Consider the following 19,233-nt stretch of genomic DNA (forward strand, 5'->3'; position numbering starts at 1 on the left):
GCTAAGTATTCGGTGATCGCTAATCCATCAGGCCAGCTTGCTTAAAGCTTTGTTTATCGGATAAGTCTAACAAACTTGAGTGTTGTTGCTTCTTAAATTCACGCATCAGCACGTAAGGTTCTAACTCTTCATACAACGCTATCTAAAAGAGAATACTTATGATCGAAGCACCCTTTTTACCAATGCTAGTTTGAAGCATATAAATTCTGACAACTAACACCTAGCTCCCGATGATAACCAATTCCCAGAATGCTGGCCTCCATTATCGGAACTAGTAACAATGCACGCTTGGTTAATGAGCTAGTTCGCATGAGTCAAACTAGATCCGCAATGGTTGTGTTGTTGTCATTGTTAGCATGCTCCTTCACCAATCCAAACGTCAGTGACCCAGGATTTACTAAGTTTGGTCATTAATCTAGATCTTGGAATGAAAGCTGAGTAAAACAGGTCGAAAATTGAGATTAAGCTCCCTAAATTTAGGAAAAACCTGCACCTTATAACCTCGCTGCTAACCTAAAATTTTGATACACTCCACCACAGGAAATACAATATACGAATTACTATGAAGCTTTATACGATCCAACATTCATTGGCACTTCTTAGCATTCAATTAATCATAACAAGTTGGTGTCTATTCACATACTCTCATTTACCAAACACTGTTCTTAATTCTATGATTTTGGTTATGTTTGTATTTTTATTAACTACTTATACTCTTCCGTCAAAAAATAGACTATTTTCAAATAAACAGCATGAGTTCATTATTACACTTATAAGTAGTTATGGCGTTTCAGCTCTATTTATTACACTCATCCGAATAGATTACTCTCGTCCTGCTTTGCTTATAGGGGCTGCCTTAACCTTTATTTGGATTCTCATCTATTATCGTTTACATAAAAAACAAAAAATTACACTATATTCTCTTACTGGATCAGTAGATAGTGTTGACTCACGTTATAAAAACATTACCATATATCAGTATCAAAAAGACATATCACTACATCAAATCAAAAAAAACTCCGATGGACTGGTTACTAATCTCCATGAAATACACTCAAGAGATACAGCTCAATTCCTTGCAGATTGTGCTCTTGCTCAAATACCCGTTTATCATTCGGAAGTGATTACTGAGCGATTAAATAAACAAGTATCAACTACTCATTTATCCGAAACCACCTTACAATCTCTCATCCCAAACTCTAGATACTTAAAAATAAAGCCCGTACTAGAAGCAACTCTTATCTTACTATTTTTGCCTATAACTCTTATTTTATGCTCTATTATTTCAGCTCTACTTTATATACAAGATCCAGGAAAAGTAATATACACCCAAACTCGAGTTGGAAAAAATGGTACAACATTTACTCTGTATAAATTCAGAACCATGTACAATTCAGCATCAATCAAAAGTACACAATTTGCTACTCAAGAAAAACATCGAATTCATATTATTGGTGCTTGGTTAAGAAAATTTAGATTGGATGAAATACCGCAGTTTTATAATGTATTAAAGGGAGATATGTCCCTAATTGGCCCTCGACCTGAGCAACCTGAATTTGTTAAGTCCTACAAACAGCAAATCCCATTTTACAACTATCGCCATACGGTAAAGCCAGGAATCACCGGCTGGGCACAGATAAATCAAGGATATACCGACAATTCAGAATCAACGCAGACAAAGCTAGGCTATGATATCTATTATATTAAGCACTACAGCTTCGAGTTAGATTTAACTATCGCAATAAAAACGGTTAGGACCTTACTAACAACTGATGGATCTGCGTAATGAAGCAAAAAAAAGTAGTACATATACTCATTGACAATGCCACTCGACTTGAATTTTTCCAACGAGTCCTTAAGAATAAAAATACTACACCCTCTTATGTACTTCATTCGAACATCTATACCTATGTGCTAGCAAAAACAAAAAAGTATCCTGGCAGCCATATTTTACTTAGACAAAGTAAAGTTAAGAAAAACACAGTACAGTCAAGCATTGAAGAGATTAAGGGACAAAGAGAATATCACTATGGTATTAACCGAAGTAACTTTAAAAAATTAGTAGAACCAAATGATGAACTATGGGTATTCTCAGGATTTCAATACGTCGCTTTAGAAATAAAGACTACACATCATAATATTCGTTACTTTGAAATAGCTAATTTCCCGAATAAATACCAGTCAAGTTATACAGGGGTAAATGCGGATGCAGATCATCATCATAAAATAGAAGAATTGCGAAGAACTCGTACTGTGACGCCTAGAGAAATAGAACTGCTAAAAAAACGATTACTAACTTTTCGTCCACCACACGTTGACTCATCAATATTAAGCAAAGCTCTAGAACAGTTTGTGAACCTGATAGGTTTTTATTGCCTAAAAACAACAGCACCTCATTCATCACCCTTGCAGCAATTAAAAACAGCAATAGAGATCTATCGAGTTAGAAAGGTAATTCATAGCCATAAGAGCTTACAACACCCAAGTAACTTCAATTTATTCATAGGTCAAGTAGCACAAGATTCACAAACCCTATTTCAATCTAATACAAATGCCATTGATTCAATTAAAAAAGCACACCAAGACTCAGAATCAAAAGGACTCCCCCTTATCGTTCGGCTTCACCCTGGAGAAAAACAACTTTGCGTAATACAGGAACAAATCCATTTTTGTAAACAAGAAGGCATCCTCATTTGCAACCAAGGAGCTTTACTTGAAAGCGTTCTTCAAAGTGAGCATATATATACAATAAACTCCACTGGAGGGTTACATTCTTTACTCCTTGAAAAACCAGTAACCCTTTATGGCAACAGTTTTTATCAAGATTGGAAAGCCAGCGATGTTGTCCTTTACCACCAATATTTACTTCAAGAGCTGTACTCTCCTACCCCATAAAAGGAAACAATAGTGAACATAATTACTACATCCACCAAAGTTGGGGATAATGCTCAACTCTCATTTAAGAAAGTAGGGGTACTAGATATCCGACGCAAATCAATCCCGGAACTATGTGAAGATAAGCGAGTTTTAGTTGTTGGCTGTGTAGATATGATTGATATGCTCTCTATGCAAAAGTACATAGAACAAGGAGAACATCAATTCCACAATATTTCCCAGAAAGCCAGCTATACGGCAGGACTTGATATCAATGAAAAGGGCGTTAAATTACTGCAAGAAAAAGGATACCATGTTGATCATTGCGACATATTCAACGGTCAAAGTAAGTATCTAGAGGAAGAGTATGATTATGTCGTTTTGTCTCATGTTTTAGAGCATATGATTGATTTAACGGGCTTCATAAACAAAGTAATGAACACTGTAAAAACCAAACAAGTTATTTTTGCGGTACCAAATGCATACAATATAAAACATGCGCTCCCCGCTCTATTACTACAAAGAGAAAAAGTCAGTAATGACCACTATTACACTTTTACACCAATCACCTTTGTAAAGCTTATCAAAGGATTGAACTTTGAAGTAAAAGCACTATATTTTGATCAAGATAGAAGAATAAAATCAGGTAAAAAACACCGAGTATTGGGAACCTTATGGTCAATAGTAAAGTCAAAACTATTCACACACAGCGGTGATATTGTTTTAATTGCTCAATATAAGAATTAACTTTTCTGTACGCTCCTTTGAAAATTACATGAAAAGTAAGCCGTGAATAAAGTATAAATAGTTTTTCCTCCAATCGAGGTTAACACAGCCCCCCATACTCCATAGTTAATAGTTAACACAGCGAGTAAAACAAAAACGACTAGTGCTGACATAATTGTTGAAATAGTAATATAGCCTAATTTATTTTGGGCTATTAAAAAGCTTTCAGTCCACCCCAAAAAAGCTGCAGGAATCAGCAATAGTGAGCTATAAATCAATAATTCATGAAAAGATACATACTCCTCCCCAAACATCCTCATAATATCTTCACTGGAAACAAATATAATCATTACACCAAACAGCATGGTAACGACAGGAAAGAATGCCCCCACATAACCCAACTTCAATACTGCTTTTGAATCTTTAAGACTCACCGCTTTAGTAAAACGAGGTAAGAGTAATATTCTTGCTCCAACAACTACAAAGAACAAAACATTCATTAAACGAGCAGTAACTCCCATCACTGCAATACTCTTATCATCTAACCAAAATGAAGATAAAGGCAGCACCAGATGTGTAACCGCAAGACCAAGAACCATAATCGACAGGTATGGCAATGTGCTTTTGAATGTCTTATTTAACTCAGCAACTGATATTCGACTAAACCCTATATCACCCATTTTAATCAAATAACCTAGCGCAATAACTAGCGTCAAAAAGACACTAAAAGAATACAATTTAATAAGAGAATATTTAGGTACACTCAGAACTAAAACAACAAATATAAAAGGTTGTAAAACAAATTGAAAAAACGCCCCCAAAGGAGCTTTATTATGACCTTGAAATATAGTCATCGTTAAAAAAAACAATGACATTGCGTATATTTCAAATAAACCTAGTTCAACAGTTAAGTCAAGCAACCTAACTAACACCCCAAAATACAATCCAAAACAGATCAATGCACCCAATAAGGAAAGCAAAAAAGCAGCAGAAATAGCGCAGTATTTTTCTTTTAAGTCATAACTGGCGGCAATATTCTTTACGAGTAATCGCCCCCCTCCCAATGTAGCCAATTGTGATACAAAAACAAGAATACCGAGAGAAATAAAATATTGCCCAATAATCTCTGGTTGATATAAGCGAACCAGTAATAAGTTAACTAGTAAAGCCCCGATTGCCCCTGTAACCTTAAGAGAACCAAGTTGAACCCCCTGCTTAATTAATCCGCTCGACTTACCTAGGCTATTCCTCACTACACCCTATCTCCAGAACCCTTGCCTGAAACTGTCTGTATAATATAAAGAAAATAGAGTTTTACTGATAACTTTTGAATCATCTTTTTATCCCACTCCGCCAGCAACTTAGGTGTCGACATATCGATATCATTAATTTGAGCTAAACCCGTTACACCAGGCCTAACAGAGAGAACCCCTCTTGATTCTCTCTCGTCAATCAGTTTTTGTTGGTTAAACAAACATGGCCTTGGACCGACTAAGCTCATTTCACCTTTAAGCACGTTGTACAGCTGAGGCAGCTCATCAAGTTTGGTTTTACGCAGGAATCCACCAAGCTTAGTCACTGAACTCGCTCCAACTAAATGAGTCGCTACAGACTTGGTTTCGACTGGCATGGTGCGGAATTTGACCAAGGTGAAAGGTTTTTTGTTACGACCTACACGGGTCTGAAAAAAGACAGGCGACCCCGTATCAAAGTAACCAAGGATACAAATAATGAGAAATACTGGCCATAGGAACAGCAGGCCAAAGAAAGCAAAAACAAAATCTAACAAACGAATCAAAATATGTGTCCTATCAAATTCGGATTGAAAACATGGGGCGCTATAAGCACCACTAATCAATAAAGGATACCTGAAGAATTTATGGATATGAAAGCCATAAGCTACCTAAAACGCATCAATGCGACTTCAAGTAAGCTTCTACGGTTCTTTTGATCCCTTGTTCAAAACTTACAGGAGGTTTCCATCCCAAGATCTCTTTCGTCAAACCTATATCCACTTGGAGGTTGCCGCATATTCTTTGCGCTATGTGCTGTTTATTTAAAACTGACGATCCAGCTTGTATCCAAGACATTGGGATTGGAATTAATCGCGGTGATTTCCCCATAGCATGAGCGATGGTTTGCATCAATTGAGTTGTCGATACATCCTGATCATCAGAAGCTAAGAAGGTATAGCCCGGAGCTGAAGGGTGCTCGCAACAAGTTAGTATCAAATCGGACAAATTATCCAAATAAACCAAGCTTCTCTGGTTCTTTATAGCACCAAACGGTAACGGAATGCCTTTATCAATCAAACGCATCATAGATAAGAAATTTACTTTGACGCCAGGCCCATAAACTAATGGAGGCCTAATGATAACCACTTCTAGCCCTGTCTCTTTTGAAAGCTTAGCCAACTCAACTTCAGCTTCATACTTGCTCAAACCATAAGGGTCTTGCGGAGTATTCTTTAAATTCGGTTCAAAGGGTAAATTTGGCTCACTGAATTCACCGTTAACTTTAATAGAGCTGACAAATACAAACCTTTTAACGCCCGCTACAGCGGCTTGCTTCGCTAGGTTCAAAGTGCCAAGGGTGTTGATATCTCGATAGGCAGTTAAAGCACCTTGCTCACTCTCATTCATTTGATGCACTCGAGCAGCACAATGAACAACACAATCCACACCTTCGAATGCACCAGACCAATCGGTAGAAGCATCAATGGAAGGGATAACCAAGCTATTAGTTAGTGGCTCTATTTGCTTACGCACAACCGGAATGACTGCCCAGTCTCGCTTTTTGGCCAACTCAACAACTCTAGAGCCGACAAAACCAGTACTACCTGTAACCAAAAGTTTCATAAAACAAACCGCTCAACAATCGAACAAATAACAAACAAAATAAACAGTAAACCGATTAGGTAACACATAACAACCAATTACATCTAGCTTACCGCACTTAAGAACATTAAAATACACGCTAAAAACTAACAACAATCAAACTCAAGACGCTCAGTGACACGTTAAGGAATATCATGATCAGACCAATACACATTTTGCTAAATGCTAAACGCAAGCATAAGCGTTTCATCAGTATTGGCTATGATATTTTTGCTATCGTTATTTCACTCTATTTGGCGATTGTCTTACGACTTGGAAATGCATTTTTTGAAGTCGAAATAGAGGAAATAATCACTCTTTTCATTACTGTTTCAATCACAATTTATAGTTTTGTTAAATTAGGAATGTACCGAGCAGTCCTGCGCTATATGATGATACCTGCCGTGGGCAACATTTTCTTTGGCGTTATAATTTCGACCTTAGCTTTAGTAATGAGTGGATTTTTTTTCCACTCATTCATACCTAGAAGTGTCCCGTTTATATATGCTGGTTTGGCAACCCTAACGTTAGGCGGCCCTAGAATACTCATCCGCTCGATCTATTATCACTGGTTTAAACGTCAAAAACCCAATGTATTTATTTATGGCGCAGGAGCAACAGGTCGCGACTTAACATATGCTCTCATTCAAGGTGACGAGTACAACCCAGTAGTTTTACTTGATGATGACCCTACAAAGTCAGGTCAAATATTGTTTGGACTAAAGGTCCATCACCCAAGTGAATTTGAACACCTTCAATCCCTTTATCAACCCGTAAAGCTGCTTTTAGCCATTAATGGAATAAATAAAGGGGAGCGCTTGAGGTTGGTTGAAAAGTTGTCACATTGGCCAATCGCAGTACAATCCGTTCCATCAGTAGAAGATATTGCTGCAGGAAAAGCGACAGCAACTGACGTAAAGGACTTAGACGTTGCAGATCTACTTGGAAGAGCTGCAGTGGACCCTGACAAGGCACTTTTAGCACAAAATATTTTTAATAAGAATGTCCTTGTCACTGGTGCTGGAGGCTCTATTGGCTCTGAGCTGTGTCGTCAAATCATGTCACAGAAACCCAAAACACTTGTGCTGTTTGAGTTAAATGAATACAACCTTTACAAAATCGACCAAGAACTAAATTCGACAAAAATAAACTTAAAAAGCGAAACTCGAATTGTTGCAGCTCTTGGCTCCGTTCAAAGACAAAACCGCTTAGAAAAAGTGATGGCAGCGTATGGAGTTGAAACTGTTTACCATGCTGCAGCATATAAACATGTTCCATTAGTTGAAGATAATATTGTTGAAGGTGTTCGTAATAATGTGTTTGGCACACTTGCTTGCGCTGAAGCTGCGATCCAAACAGGGGTAAAAAATTTCACTCTAATCTCAACAGATAAGGCAGTGAGACCAACCAACGTAATGGGGGCAACCAAGCGCATGGCTGAGTTGGTTCTTCAAGCGTTGGCAGATAAGCAAAACACCACAAATTTCACAATGGTACGTTTTGGTAATGTCTTAGGCTCTTCAGGTTCGGTTGTTCCATTATTCAAAAAGCAAATCAAATGTGGCGGCCCTGTAACTGTCACTCACCCTGATATCATTCGTTATTTCATGCTGATCCCCGAAGCTGCTCAGCTTGTTATACAAGCTGGTGCCATGGGGCACAACGGACAAGTATTTGTTCTTGATATGGGTGAACCCGTCAAGATTCTAGACCTTGCAAAACGCATGATTCATTTGATGGGTATGCAAGAGCATGTCGACGGGGATTCTCAAGAAGGCGATATATCTATAAAGTTCACCGGATTACGCCCAGGAGAAAAGCTTTATGAAGAGCTTTTGATTGGAGATAATGTGGAGGGAAGCGGCCATCAAAAAATCATGACGGCCAAAGAGCAGATGCTAAGTTGGAGTGAAATGCAGCCACTTTTGGAACAACTCGATGGTTGTTGTCATAACTTTGACGAAGAATGTATTATGCAAATATTGCTAAAAGCCCCAACTGGATATAAACCTAATTTAAGTTGATGGATTAAAAAACTAATGAAAGTACTACATGTTTACCGCACTTGTTACCCAGAAACCAAAGGAGGCTTAGAACAAGCAATTCGCTATATTTGTAAAGGTAGCAGCGAGCAAGGCATCAAAAATACAATCCTAACTTTAGGCTCAGAGAATAAAGAGTATGACTTTGAAGGTAGTCAAATCATTGTTGTCAAAAAAGATTTCGAGATCTCGTCTAACGGGTTTTCATTTAGTCTAATTCGCCGTTTTAGAGAGTTAAGTAAGCAACACGATATAATCCATTATCAATACCCTTGGCCTACTGGTGATTTGCTCAGCCTCGTCGCACCTAAAAAACCATGTTTAGTAAGCTATCAGTCCGACATAGTTAAACAAAAGTTACTAAAGAAAATTTACCAGCCCCTTGAGCAACATTTCCTGACTAAAGTTGACCGAATCATTGCCAGTTCACCTCAATATGCGCAGACAAGCGAAAACCTGATCAAATATGCGAATAAAGTCGATGTTATTCCTCTTGCAATAGATGAATCTACTTATCCAACTGTAAATGAAAACGCACTGCAAAAGTGGGAGAACCGCGTTGGTAGAGGTTTTTTCTTGTTTGTAGGTGTACTTCGATACTATAAAGGACTGCAATACCTTCTTGAGGCGGCTAAATTAAATGGATTACCTATTGTGATTGCTGGTGATGGTCCAGAAAGGGGTAATCTAGAAACGTATATCAAAGAGCACTCACTCACGAACGTGAAACTCGTTGGATTCATTTCTGAAGAAGATAAAGTCGCACTTCACTCTTTGTCAAAAGCCTTTGTCTTTCCCTCCCACTTACGCTCTGAAGCATTCGGGATTTCATTAGTAGAAGCGCAGATGTTTGGTAAGCCTATTGTAAGTGCCGATATAGGAACCGGCTCTTCTTATGTGAATGCAAATGGAGAAACAGGGCTCACAGTTCTACCTGCAGATGGTTCAGCATTTTCAGAGGCTATGCAAACGTTGGACAATGATGAGCAGCTATGCCAAAGGCTCGGACAAAAAGCACGCCAACGTTTTGAAAAAGAATTCACAGCAAAACGCTATGCAAATAATTATATAACGCTATATAACCAACTCATTGCATCGCATAAGCTTACAAGGAACTAAGTTATGAACTTCTTGAGGTAACAGACGCTATCTCAAGGAGTTGTTCAACCGTATGTGGCCACTTAAACGTTGAAGCTCTGTCGATACCGCACTTGGACAAGTTAGCTTTGTCTCCAGGGCACTGAATAAGCCTTAAAATCGCCTTGGAAATAGCAACTTCATCACAAGGGTTGACAAGAAGAGCTCCACTTGCAGCCACCTCAGCTGTCGCGCCAATATTAGACGTAATAACCGGAGAGCCAGACGCCATAGCTTCAATAACCGGTAATCCAAAGCCCTCATATAGTGACGGGTAAACAAAAGCAGCGGCCGATGCATACAAATGCTTTAAGTCATCATCAGCAAGGTAGCCTGTAAAAATAATTTGACCACGCTCAACTAATTCTTTCGCATTATTCATAAGTTCTATATTTTTCCAGCCTTGATCTCCAGCCAAGACTAAAGGATATTGATTACGAACCGAACTGGGTAGGAGCTTATAAGCATCAATCAGCTTACTTAAGTTTTTCCTAGGCTCTAACGTCGCTACGCTGAGAACAAAATGATTATGTTTTATCTTCAGTGAACGAAGTAACCCATAACACTCGTCTTTCGCATAAGGTCTAAAGCTATCGGCTACGCCCAAATACAACGTCGAGCTCTTCTCTTTGCTATCAGGAAAGAAGTCATGAAGCTCCTTCAAAATAAAATCAGAATCTACAACTATATGATCAGATTTAGTAATTGAACTCTGCATTTTATTCGTTAAGTATGAAACTCTTGTTGCAGGATGGAAGCTAGGGTGAGACAGGAACGACAAGTCATGGACAGTGGTAATGGTCACTCCCTCGTAATCAAAGGGCACGAAACTTGGTTCAAAATAAACATACCCTTGGTTTGCCAAATTTTTTAACTGCTTTTGTGCACGCAAAGACAACAAATAATTCTTAAGTTGATAAACACCAGGAATCGCTCTTAAAAACTCCACAACCAATCGTTTCTTACTGCTTAGAGGCTTATCATTAGACGTCGGATTTTGAAATTGAGAGACAAGTTCAACCAGAACTTCTGGAGTTAACAACTTACCATTCCTTATACCAATAACATCCATATCACGCGAGAGCAGTTCATTAAGGATATTAAGGGTATAGTAACCTATACCCGTCAATGGTTCCCTGATTGGTGATACGTTAATCAACAATTTATTTTGCATGATACATGTCAGCCAGAGTTTTCTCGATCGTGATAGAGGGAGCCTCACCTGTTAATGATGTAAGTTTAGTATTATCACCACCTAATATTTTTATCTCATTCTCGCGAACGAAGTCAGGGTTAACTCGAACGTTGATATCGTAACCAGCAATCTTCTCCATCATCGAAATGATCGATTGTAGTGAAGTAACTTGACCAGAACACAAGTTCACGATTTCAGATTGAGCGTCAGATTCCAAGAGGTTTGCATAGGCTAATGCTATATCACGAACGTCGCTAAAGTCCCTAGACACATCGGTATTACCTAACTCAATCTCAGAAGCCTTTTTCTGAAAGTGAGACACAATTTTCGGGATCAAAAACTGCCCAGCTTGACCAGGGCCGGTATAGTTGAATGGCCTAGTAATGATCATGGGGTACTGGCTAAACCATAACTTCGCCATATGCTCCATCGCAAGTTTGCTCATTGCGTAATGATTTACTGGCGAAGGCGTAATCGACTCAGATATACGTGTTACATTCTCTGGATTACCGTAGATGTTTGCACTACTTGCAAATACCACTTTCTTTAATTCTAACCCAAGTTCTTTAGCGGCCTCTAGCAAATTCAAGGCGCCAAAAACATTAACATCATAAAATGCTTTTTGGTCTGCATGACCAACAAAAGATAGTGCTGCAAGATGGATAATATAATCAGGCTTTACTTCTTTAAGACACTCCACCACTGCTTTACGATCAGTTAGATCACAAGCAACCTGCCCCTCTTTAGCTTGGCGGTAAACAAGCCCAACAACAGAGTAGCCTCTTGAGAGCAGCTCACTTTCAACATACTTGCCAGTGAAGCCATCAGCGCCAGTTAACAATACTTTTTTCATAATTTAATCTCAAAAAAAATGGCAACAGAAAACTGCTGCCATTTTACACAAAACGTCAAATACTAGAATGAGAAACCTTGCTCATTACGACGAAGGTCCGCTTCAACCATCATTGCACACAATTCTTCAAGTGTCGTTGTAGGTTCCCAACCAAGCTCTTTCTTCGCTTTTTCTGGGTTACCAATCAACAGCTCAACTTCTGCAGGGCGGTAGAATTTAGGGTTGATTCTCATAACCACTTTTCCAGTCGCTTTATCTGTAGCTGTTTCGTTCTCTTCAGAACCATTCCACTCTAGTTCAATGTCAGCAGCTTTGAATGCCATCGTAACAAAATCACGAACTGTTTCAGTGCGATTGGTAGCAAGAACATAAGTGTCAGGCTTGTCTGCTTGTAGCATACGCCACATGCCTTCTACATAATCTTTAGCAAAGCCCCAGTCACGCTTCGCATCCATATTACCAAGCTCAAGTACATCAAGTTTGCCTAGCTTGATTTTCGCTACAGAATCAGTGATTTTACGTGTAACGAATTCTTGACCACGCAACGGTGATTCATGGTTAAACAAAATGCCACTAGTAGCAAAAATGTCATATGACTCACGGTAGTTAATCACCATCCAGTGAGCATACAGTTTTGCAACACCGTATGGGCTACGTGGGTAAAATGGCGTAGATTCACGTTGAGGGATTTCTTGTACCTTACCAAACATCTCTGAAGTAGATGCTTGGTAAAAACGAATCTTAGGATTAACAATGCGAATAGCTTCTAAAAGATTAACCGGACCGATACCTGTAATCTCTGCAGTAGTGAGTGGTTGATCAAATGATACGCCCACAAAACTTAGTGCAGCAAGGTTATACACTTCATCTGCACCAGTATTTTGTAGTAAACGAATACTGCTAGAAAGATCTGTTAGATCGTACTCAACAAGTTCCAGGTTAGGGTGGTTCTCAATCCCTAACTCTTCGATACGCCAAAAGTTTACAGAACTTGTACGACGGTATGTGCCGTAAACTTTGTAACCTTTGTCCAGAAGCAGTTCTGCTAAGTAAGCGGCATCTTGACCCGTTATACCGGTAATGATTGCTGTTTTCATATATCTAATCCTAATATCTTTTTATATACTTTTTCGGTTTTCTTTGCCATTTCGACCGAAGATAACACTCTTACGCGTTCAAGAGCACCTTTAGAAAGTTGCTCTAATTTACATTTGTTTTCATATAGCTCTTTTATAGCTTCACATAACTGCTCTACATCACCATCGTTAAAAAGTAATCCACAATGATCATTTTTGACAACTTCCGGTATGGCTCCAGCATTAGAAGCAATCACAGGTTTACCATGCACAAAGGCCTCCAAAGGTACTAAACCGAAAGATTCATATCGAGATGGGAATGCAACGACATCTGTATAACTATATAGCTTATCCCTATCCCAAAGACTTACCTCGCCAAGCAAATATAGGTTCGAATTTAAATGGTCTAAGCTATTGCTCTTGATAAAGTTAGGTACATTAATGATGTCCTTACCTGCAACAATGAAGGATATACAATCCTCTGGATATCTAGACTGATACAAGTCTGCAGCTCTAAGTAAGATATCTATTCCTTTTCGAGCCTCAAGGCGACCGAAGAAAAGTACTTTAAATCTGTCTTCCGTCCCCTCTAGTACATCGAAACCTTTTAAATCATTGTAGCCTTGAGATACATCATAAGTTGGCCAATATGCTATACCAGCTTCGACTTTATCTATTCTACCTGCGTGCTCTAAGCCGTACTTGTTTTCGAATGTTTCAAGTATCGCCTCGCTAATAGGAATGATAGAATCTGAGTGTTCTAGAAGATTTTTCTCAAGAGCCATAATGTTGGACAGTTCTGAGCCACTGATACCCCATTCATTACTTTCATTGGCTACTGCAAATGGCGTGACTAACCTTGTAACGACTTTGATATTAAGCTTTTCTTTCAGTCTAGAAACTGCATATGCTTCCACATCCCAGATGCATGAGTCAACAATATCTACACTTTGGTTTTCATTGATCTCAGCAACGCGATTTCCAGCGAGCATAGACCAGTTAAGATTGGAATCAATAATATGCGAACCAGATGCGAAATCATAGACATTGCGATCATCGATGAAGTGTATGGTGAAATTTCCTTTCGTTACTGCATCCGATTTTCCTTTGGCAATTACAGTAACCTTATGCCCCATAACTAGTAGTTCACTTGCGAGATTATAGTATAATGTACCAACGCCACCAGAAGGGGTAAATGGAGGAAACTCGGACGAGATAATCGCTATATGCTTCTGCTTAAATTTTTTACCACTGATTAAAAACTGTTTAAATGGCGTACTATTGAGTTCGGTTGTGAGTAATTTCTTTGTTTCGCTAGCTCTTTTCTCACCAGCAGAAAAACCATCCCAAACATCTTTAACAAGTTGTTCGCCTTCTCTCGACGAAAGGACTCCAACGCTGACACCCTCGTTAATATAGTCGACACGCATTCGCTGGACTCGACTTCTAACCTCACTCAGTATGTCCTCTTTATTATTTCCAGCGAAGTTCAATGCGAAATAAACAGTATTTTTAACAATTGAGTAGTAGTTATATTTATATTTATTTGTTCGATTTCCACTCTGTGCAAACTCATGTCTCAGATATAGTGAGTCATGGTGACAGTTTCGGAACCCTGCATCCTCGAGCCTAAAACAAACATCCGTTTCGTCAAGAAAATAGTCATACTCTTCATCAAAGCCTCCAATCGATTTAAGGTAGTCAGCTCTGAAAGCAGAGTTTGTTCCAAGGAGTGACCGCTTATAAGACGATGAACTTTTAATAGATATATCAGGGTTTACGATACCATCTCCGTATTTGTCGACTGCAATATCGACAGCTTGGAAATCTAGAGTACCTGAGTAATATGTAGGCCCGCCTAGACCAGCTGCTAATTGATGCCGTGAGTTGAATCCTATTAATAACTGATCGACCCAATCATAAAATGGTAACGCGTCATCATCAATAAAAGCGATAATGTCGCCAGAAGCAAGCTCAATCCCCATATTCCTAGATATTGAGAGATTTGCTTCAGAGTTATTCGCAACCTTGATCTTGTCTTTCCATTTCAGAATAACATCTTCAGTGTTATCTGTTGACGGACCATTGACAACTATAACTTCAAAGTTGGCGTTATATTGATCGCAAAGATAGCTTAACGCACGTTCTAAGTAATCTGCTCGGTTGTACGTACATATAACGATACTTACCGTTTTAAATCTATTTTTCGAACCAATTACTTTGTCTAGAGCTCTATCGGCAAGATCTAGCCAGGACTCTTCTGAATAGCGTTCAAAATTAGATTCTTGACGATTAAGTACGCCAGAAAGTAAACTCTGAGAAAGGGGTAACTGCCCCAAAAGATCTATTAACTCGCCATCATTGCTGAACAAATAAGGGCTATCACCCAAAACTTCACCAACGGCAGCTTTGTTAAGAGCTATGACAGGGACCCCAGCAACTGATGCTTCCAATAATGGAACACAGAAACCTTCATGTTCACTCCTTGAAACTAAGGCGTCAGAAGTTATCAAAAGTCGATTAAGCTCTTCCTGCGTAATCTTGCCGGTTACAACAACCCGGCCAGACATGTCCAAACGTTTAATCTCACGATTAACTTTGGCACCATATTCTGAGTTCTTGTCATAGCCACCAACAAGGTAAAGCTTACCGTTGTAATCACTTTTACTGAACGCTTCAATTAGCTCAGTCTGACATTTATTCTCACAAACTCGACCAATAGAGATAATGTGCTGCTCTGAAGTTTTTTCCACTTCATAATTTAGCGTGAACTTATCCTTATCAATTATTATTGGCAATAAAAATGATTTGTACTTGTCAAAACCTAAAGCTACAAGTTCAGCCAAATTGTAGTTACTGTCACCCCAGGCAAAATCAAAACTCTGCAATACTCTTCTGAGTTGTTCACGCCCTTTCTTACAGAGTTCATACAGTTCTGACCCTTCGGAGAAAAACTCATGCGGTGTGATATTATGATAGAGTATAACCTTAACAGCTTTACTAGTGATTACTTTATCAATACAACTTTCAGAAAAACCACTGTGATGATAAATGATAATATCATCTTCCGTAGCATCCAAATTATCAATATTTGTGTAATTCCTAATTTTAACTTCAGGATGAATGTGCTTCGAGCATATAATGGAAGTCAGACCAAAATGGTCAGAGAAATACCTATCGATATTCAAAACTTGATTAGAGCATGCATCATAGATATCAACAGCCTCTATAACTTGTATCACACGCCCTGTAAAATGTCTAAATTTCATCTAATCCTACTTAAAAAGTTTCTGTATTTTTTTTGCGAAATTAAACATGACCTTATTTTTATTCAAGGCTCCTATTAAAATCCGACGATAAAATCCTGAAATCGTAACATTCCCTTGAGGATGAACCATACAAACAGCACAGAAAATTAGTGGCCTTGAATAAGAATCAACCAAAAAACGATTAAATCTTATATTGTCTTTCTTCTTAAAAATTATTATTTTTAAGATGTCAATGTCATAGTGTTGGCATAGACCGATAAACTCATTAACATGAACATTGGTTTTGTTTCTATATACATTCAATTCGCGTGGCAGATTAGCACTCTGTTGAATTTGATGGTATTTTTTCATATGCTCTTGATAGAAGTCATCAATTTTTCCATCAATCGAAGTAAGTAGCTTGTTACTTTTCACATTCAACCTCCATTTCTCGACATAAACCGTTAATTCTGCCTGATTCTATTACATTGATATTCTTGAAGCCTAATTCACTTAACATAGAACAAAGAGAATCAGGTGAGAACATTGTGTAATGAAAGTCCCCTGTATAATCTTGTGCCCCAAAAGTCACTAGTTTGTAATCTCCAAATGGCATCGAACCTTCTAAGTAAGCTCTACTCATAGCTTCCGCATCAGGGACGATGACTACCATTTTTGCTCCAGGTTTCATAATAGATTTCCAGTGCGGTAATATTTCTTCACGCAATTGGAGTTCGGTAAAGTGCTCAACTAAATGGGCACTATATATTTCGTCAATGCTGTCTGTTGTAAAAGGCAGCCTCGTCACATCTGAGACGAGATCAACTCCAGCGATCTTTCGAGCATCCACATTGATATACTCTTCAATTGGAATATGACCACAGCCTAGATTCAACTTTAAGGTACTGTTTTTAAATTTCTCTGGTGTAACATACTCAACCGGAATATCTTCACGTTTCGTATCGTTAAAATTACTATTTGCGACTCGAAGCTCATATAGGATTTCATCCCTCACAACTTCCACTCGGCTAAGAATAGCATTGCTTTTCTCAACAAGAGATAGTTCATCCAAAGTTTCGATTAATCTACATGAGGAACTATTTTCTTTTTCCAAACCCGATAATCTAGCCTCTATTTGTTCTAGTTTATCCAACTTGAATAGGTGACTCTCTATTCTTTCCAATCTACTAGATAATGTTCGAAGCCATTTAATCATTAATTTGACACCTTGTTTCTAAAAAACTACTACCCACGAACTTTATGTTTTTCGGGTTCACTACTGAGAACATTCCTAAGCCATCCTTCCAGTGATAGGATTCTGAGTAATGGTCATCACCCTTATGTAAAGCTGCACTAACACTATAATCCCCGACTCCGATATTAGCCTTAAATGAATATTCAACACCCATCAAGCCAGAGCCATCGATGTTTACAGAAAAACACTGGTTATTAGTGCCAAAGATCACATTACCTAATCTATCTCGGATATGGAAACCAAGAGTTAAGTTGTTTAAGTCCGATTTTCTATCTATTGTAAATCTAAAAGTCACTTCTTCCTGAACAGAAACAGTCTCTAGTTCCTCGCCGACACTATTTTCAATTTTAAAGTCTTTGATTAACGCTTTACGGTTTCCTGACTCAGTGGTGCCCTCCGCACTTTGTGAAATCTCGGCTGTCTCCGATGTCTTTGATTGCTTAGCCGTATATAGATTCATAACGTCAGTTGGCTTACCATCAGCAACAAGTGCACCTTTCTCCAAAAGAATGGCACGGTCGCAAACATTTGCTATTGCTGCTTGGTCGTGAGAGACCAATAACAAGGTAGTTCCACGAGTTTTAAACTCTTTAATTCTTGAAAAGGACTTTGCTTGAAAGTATGCATCACCTACCGATAGCGCTTCATCAATAATCAAAACATCGGGGCGCACTGCGGTAGCAACACTAAAAGCTAGGCGCACCTGCATTCCACTTGAGTATACCCGCACAGGCTCGTCGATATATGATCCGATTTCAGCAAATTCCTCTATATCAGGCATCAGCTGAGTTATCTCTTCGGAGGTCAGACCTATAAGCTGCCCTGCCATGTAGACATTCTCCCTACCTGTAAAATCAGGGTGAAAGCCCATTCCAAGCTCAAGTAAAGCAGCAACTTTACCTGTAATTTGAACACTTCCCTCGCTTGGTGCAACAGTACCGGTTATCATTTTCAATAATGTACTTTTACCAGCACCATTTATGCCAATGATACCAACGGCTTCACCTGACCTAACATTAAAATTAATACCCTTGAGAACATGAGATAGAGTATGTTTAGGCTTACAATTCGGTATAATCCACTCTAAAAGTCTGGAGTACTTTTTCGGGTACGCTTTATAAGACTTGTGAACGTTGTTTACAAAAATATTACCCATTATAGTTCATCCACTATGTCTGCTTGGTTATTCAAGTACAGCTTCCAACCAAAATACACCATAATTATTCCCAGCAACAATACCGGGAAGAGCTCACTCCAATTGGGTATCGTATTGTAGACGAATATCTTGTGATATCCATCGACTATTCTCGTCATTGGATTAAGGTTAAGCAATTCCTGAGCCCAGTCAGGAAGTGAAGTCATTACGTATACAATTGGTGTAAACCAGAACCAAAACTGCAGTAAAATCGTTACAAACTGACCTACATCCCTAAAAAAGACATTGATAACGCCCACTGTCATACCTAAGCCTGTGGCAAAGAGAACTTGTATGAATAGTAGCGGTAATAATGCCCAAACTTGTCCCCAAGGAAAGTTACCTGAAAATAGCAAAAACAAGAAAAATAGACCGAAGATAATTGCAAAATTAATGATTGCTACACTTATAGATATTGCAGGTAAGCAAATTTTGGGAAAACTGATTTTCTTGAGAAGGTTAGCATTATTGACGAAAACGTTTTGAAGACTGGAAACTAGTTCAGAGAAAAGCCCCCATGTTAATACTCCTGAACAGAGATAAATACTATACGAAAACGCACCACCACTGTCTGGTAGTCGTATTTTCATTACCTCAGAAAATACCAATGTGTATACCAGTATCATGGCTAATGGCTGTAGAATAAGCCAAACAACACCCAACATACTTGTTTGATATCTAGATTGAAAATCTCTTTTAACGCTACTGGCAATAAAACCCCTGTAACTATAGAGTGATTGAATTAAACCTTTCATT

At 38.6% G+C, this 19,233-nt stretch carries 16 protein-coding genes; 5 read left to right on the plus strand and 11 right to left on the minus strand.

Annotation, left to right across the window (positions count from 1 at the left end; genetic code table 11):
- Positions 1-685 precede the first annotated feature (685 nt).
- Genes AB4486_RS19495 through AB4486_RS19505 form a run of 3 tightly spaced genes read left to right on the plus strand, consistent with a single transcriptional unit; the run spans position 686 to position 3,621 of the window.
- The gene (locus AB4486_RS19495; protein ID WP_017067154.1) at positions 686-1,786 is read left to right on the plus strand and encodes a sugar transferase; all 1,101 of its coding nucleotides are present in this window, start codon (positions 686-688) and stop codon (positions 1,784-1,786) included.
- Complete coding sequence (locus AB4486_RS19500) at positions 1,786-2,895, plus strand: hypothetical protein (RefSeq protein WP_372118272.1); 1,110 nt, start codon at positions 1,786-1,788, stop codon at positions 2,893-2,895. The genes AB4486_RS19495 and AB4486_RS19500 overlap by 1 nt, the downstream gene beginning before the upstream one ends.
- A gap of 12 nt (positions 2,896-2,907) precedes the next feature.
- Positions 2,908-3,621, plus strand: coding sequence for a bifunctional 2-polyprenyl-6-hydroxyphenol methylase/3-demethylubiquinol 3-O-methyltransferase UbiG (locus tag AB4486_RS19505; RefSeq protein ID WP_017067152.1), 714 nt, complete (start codon positions 2,908-2,910; stop codon positions 3,619-3,621).
- Here the strand turns inward: AB4486_RS19505 and AB4486_RS19510 are convergent.
- From AB4486_RS19510 to AB4486_RS19520, 3 genes are all read right to left on the minus strand, one after another.
- Positions 3,618-4,853 carry a hypothetical protein gene (locus AB4486_RS19510; protein ID WP_017067151.1) on the minus strand — a complete coding sequence of 412 codons (1,236 nt, stop codon included), beginning with the start codon at positions 4,851-4,853 and terminating at the stop codon, positions 3,618-3,620. The genes AB4486_RS19505 and AB4486_RS19510 overlap by 4 nt on opposite strands.
- On the minus strand, positions 4,853-5,401 hold the full coding sequence (locus AB4486_RS19515) for a sugar transferase (RefSeq protein ID WP_372118391.1): 549 nt from the start codon (positions 5,399-5,401) through the stop codon (positions 4,853-4,855). The genes AB4486_RS19510 and AB4486_RS19515 overlap by 1 nt, the downstream gene beginning before the upstream one ends.
- Before the next feature lie 112 nt (positions 5,402-5,513).
- A complete protein-coding gene (locus tag AB4486_RS19520; protein ID WP_372118276.1) occupies positions 5,514-6,458 on the minus strand; it encodes a UDP-glucose 4-epimerase family protein in 945 nt (314 codons plus the stop codon).
- Positions 6,459-6,631: 173 nt separating this feature from the next.
- On the opposite strand from AB4486_RS19520, the gene AB4486_RS19525 reads away from it, so the two are divergent.
- Both AB4486_RS19525 and AB4486_RS19530 read left to right on the plus strand, forming a co-directional pair.
- On the plus strand, positions 6,632-8,500 hold the full coding sequence (locus tag AB4486_RS19525; protein ID WP_372118279.1) for a polysaccharide biosynthesis protein: 1,869 nt from the start codon (positions 6,632-6,634) through the stop codon (positions 8,498-8,500).
- A gap of 15 nt (positions 8,501-8,515) precedes the next feature.
- Complete coding sequence (locus tag AB4486_RS19530) at positions 8,516-9,637, plus strand: glycosyltransferase family 4 protein (RefSeq protein ID WP_372118282.1); 1,122 nt, start codon at positions 8,516-8,518, stop codon at positions 9,635-9,637.
- Between the two features lies 1 nt (position 9,638).
- Here the strand turns inward: AB4486_RS19530 and AB4486_RS19535 are convergent, their stop codons facing one another.
- The 8 genes from AB4486_RS19535 to AB4486_RS19570 all read right to left on the minus strand — a co-directional run bounded on the left by AB4486_RS19535 (position 9,639) and on the right by AB4486_RS19570 (position 19,232).
- The gene (locus AB4486_RS19535; protein ID WP_372118285.1) at positions 9,639-10,829 is read right to left on the minus strand and encodes a glycosyltransferase family 4 protein; all 1,191 of its coding nucleotides are present in this window, start codon (positions 10,827-10,829) and stop codon (positions 9,639-9,641) included.
- Positions 10,819-11,703: a GDP-mannose 4,6-dehydratase gene (locus tag AB4486_RS19540; protein ID WP_372118288.1), complete on the minus strand. Its 885-nt coding sequence runs from the start codon at positions 11,701-11,703 to the stop codon at positions 10,819-10,821. Before AB4486_RS19540 ends, AB4486_RS19535 begins: the two co-directional genes overlap by 11 nt.
- A 62-nt stretch (positions 11,704-11,765) precedes the next feature.
- Complete coding sequence (gene gmd / locus AB4486_RS19545) at positions 11,766-12,800, minus strand: GDP-mannose 4,6-dehydratase (protein WP_372118290.1); 1,035 nt, start codon at positions 12,798-12,800, stop codon at positions 11,766-11,768.
- Positions 12,797-16,048, minus strand: a complete 3,252-nt coding sequence (locus tag AB4486_RS19550) for a glycosyltransferase (RefSeq protein WP_372118292.1) — start codon at positions 16,046-16,048, stop codon at positions 12,797-12,799. Before AB4486_RS19550 ends, gmd begins: the two co-directional genes overlap by 4 nt.
- 6 nt (positions 16,049-16,054) lie before the next feature.
- Entirely contained in the window at positions 16,055-16,462 is a 408-nt protein-coding gene (locus AB4486_RS19555; protein ID WP_372118295.1) for a hypothetical protein, read from the minus strand.
- Positions 16,452-17,243 carry a hypothetical protein gene (locus tag AB4486_RS19560; RefSeq protein ID WP_372118298.1) on the minus strand — a complete coding sequence of 264 codons (792 nt, stop codon included), beginning with the start codon at positions 17,241-17,243 and terminating at the stop codon, positions 16,452-16,454. Before AB4486_RS19560 ends, AB4486_RS19555 begins: the two co-directional genes overlap by 11 nt.
- Positions 17,236-18,438: an ABC transporter ATP-binding protein gene (locus tag AB4486_RS19565; protein WP_372118301.1), complete on the minus strand. Its 1,203-nt coding sequence runs from the start codon at positions 18,436-18,438 to the stop codon at positions 17,236-17,238. Before AB4486_RS19565 ends, AB4486_RS19560 begins: the two co-directional genes overlap by 8 nt.
- Complete coding sequence (locus AB4486_RS19570; protein WP_132942387.1) at positions 18,438-19,232, minus strand: ABC transporter permease; 795 nt, start codon at positions 19,230-19,232, stop codon at positions 18,438-18,440. Before AB4486_RS19570 ends, AB4486_RS19565 begins: the two co-directional genes overlap by 1 nt.
- Position 19,233 lies beyond the last annotated feature (1 nt).

The sequence above is a fragment of the Vibrio sp. 10N.222.55.C6 genome (assembly GCF_041473395.1).
Taxonomy (GTDB): domain Bacteria; phylum Pseudomonadota; class Gammaproteobacteria; order Enterobacterales; family Vibrionaceae; genus Vibrio; species Vibrio crassostreae_C.

Excerpts from the sequence above, each read along its gene's own strand:
- AB4486_RS19495 (WP_017067154.1), top strand. The coding sequence starts at position 686 with ATGTTTGTATTTTTATTAACTACTTATACTCTTCCGTCAAAAAATAGA.
- AB4486_RS19500 (WP_372118272.1), top strand. The coding sequence starts at position 1,786 with ATGAAGCAAAAAAAAGTAGTACATATACTCATTGACAATGCCACTCGA.
- AB4486_RS19520 (WP_372118276.1), bottom strand. The coding sequence starts at position 6,458 with ATGAAACTTTTGGTTACAGGTAGTACTGGTTTTGTCGGCTCTAGAGTT.
- AB4486_RS19525 (WP_372118279.1), top strand. The coding sequence starts at position 6,632 with ATGATCAGACCAATACACATTTTGCTAAATGCTAAACGCAAGCATAAG.
- AB4486_RS19530 (WP_372118282.1), top strand. The coding sequence starts at position 8,516 with ATGAAAGTACTACATGTTTACCGCACTTGTTACCCAGAAACCAAAGGA.
- AB4486_RS19535 (WP_372118285.1), bottom strand. The coding sequence starts at position 10,829 with ATGCAAAATAAATTGTTGATTAACGTATCACCAATCAGGGAACCATTG.
- AB4486_RS19540 (WP_372118288.1), bottom strand. The coding sequence starts at position 11,703 with ATGAAAAAAGTATTGTTAACTGGCGCTGATGGCTTCACTGGCAAGTAT.
- gmd (WP_372118290.1), bottom strand. The coding sequence starts at position 12,800 with ATGAAAACAGCAATCATTACCGGTATAACGGGTCAAGATGCCGCTTAC.
- AB4486_RS19550 (WP_372118292.1), bottom strand. The coding sequence starts at position 16,048 with ATGAAATTTAGACATTTTACAGGGCGTGTGATACAAGTTATAGAGGCT.
- AB4486_RS19560 (WP_372118298.1), bottom strand. The coding sequence starts at position 17,243 with ATGATTAAATGGCTTCGAACATTATCTAGTAGATTGGAAAGAATAGAG.
- AB4486_RS19565 (WP_372118301.1), bottom strand. The coding sequence starts at position 18,438 with ATGGGTAATATTTTTGTAAACAACGTTCACAAGTCTTATAAAGCGTAC.
- AB4486_RS19570 (WP_132942387.1), bottom strand. The coding sequence starts at position 19,232 with ATGAAAGGTTTAATTCAATCACTCTATAGTTACAGGGGTTTTATTGCC.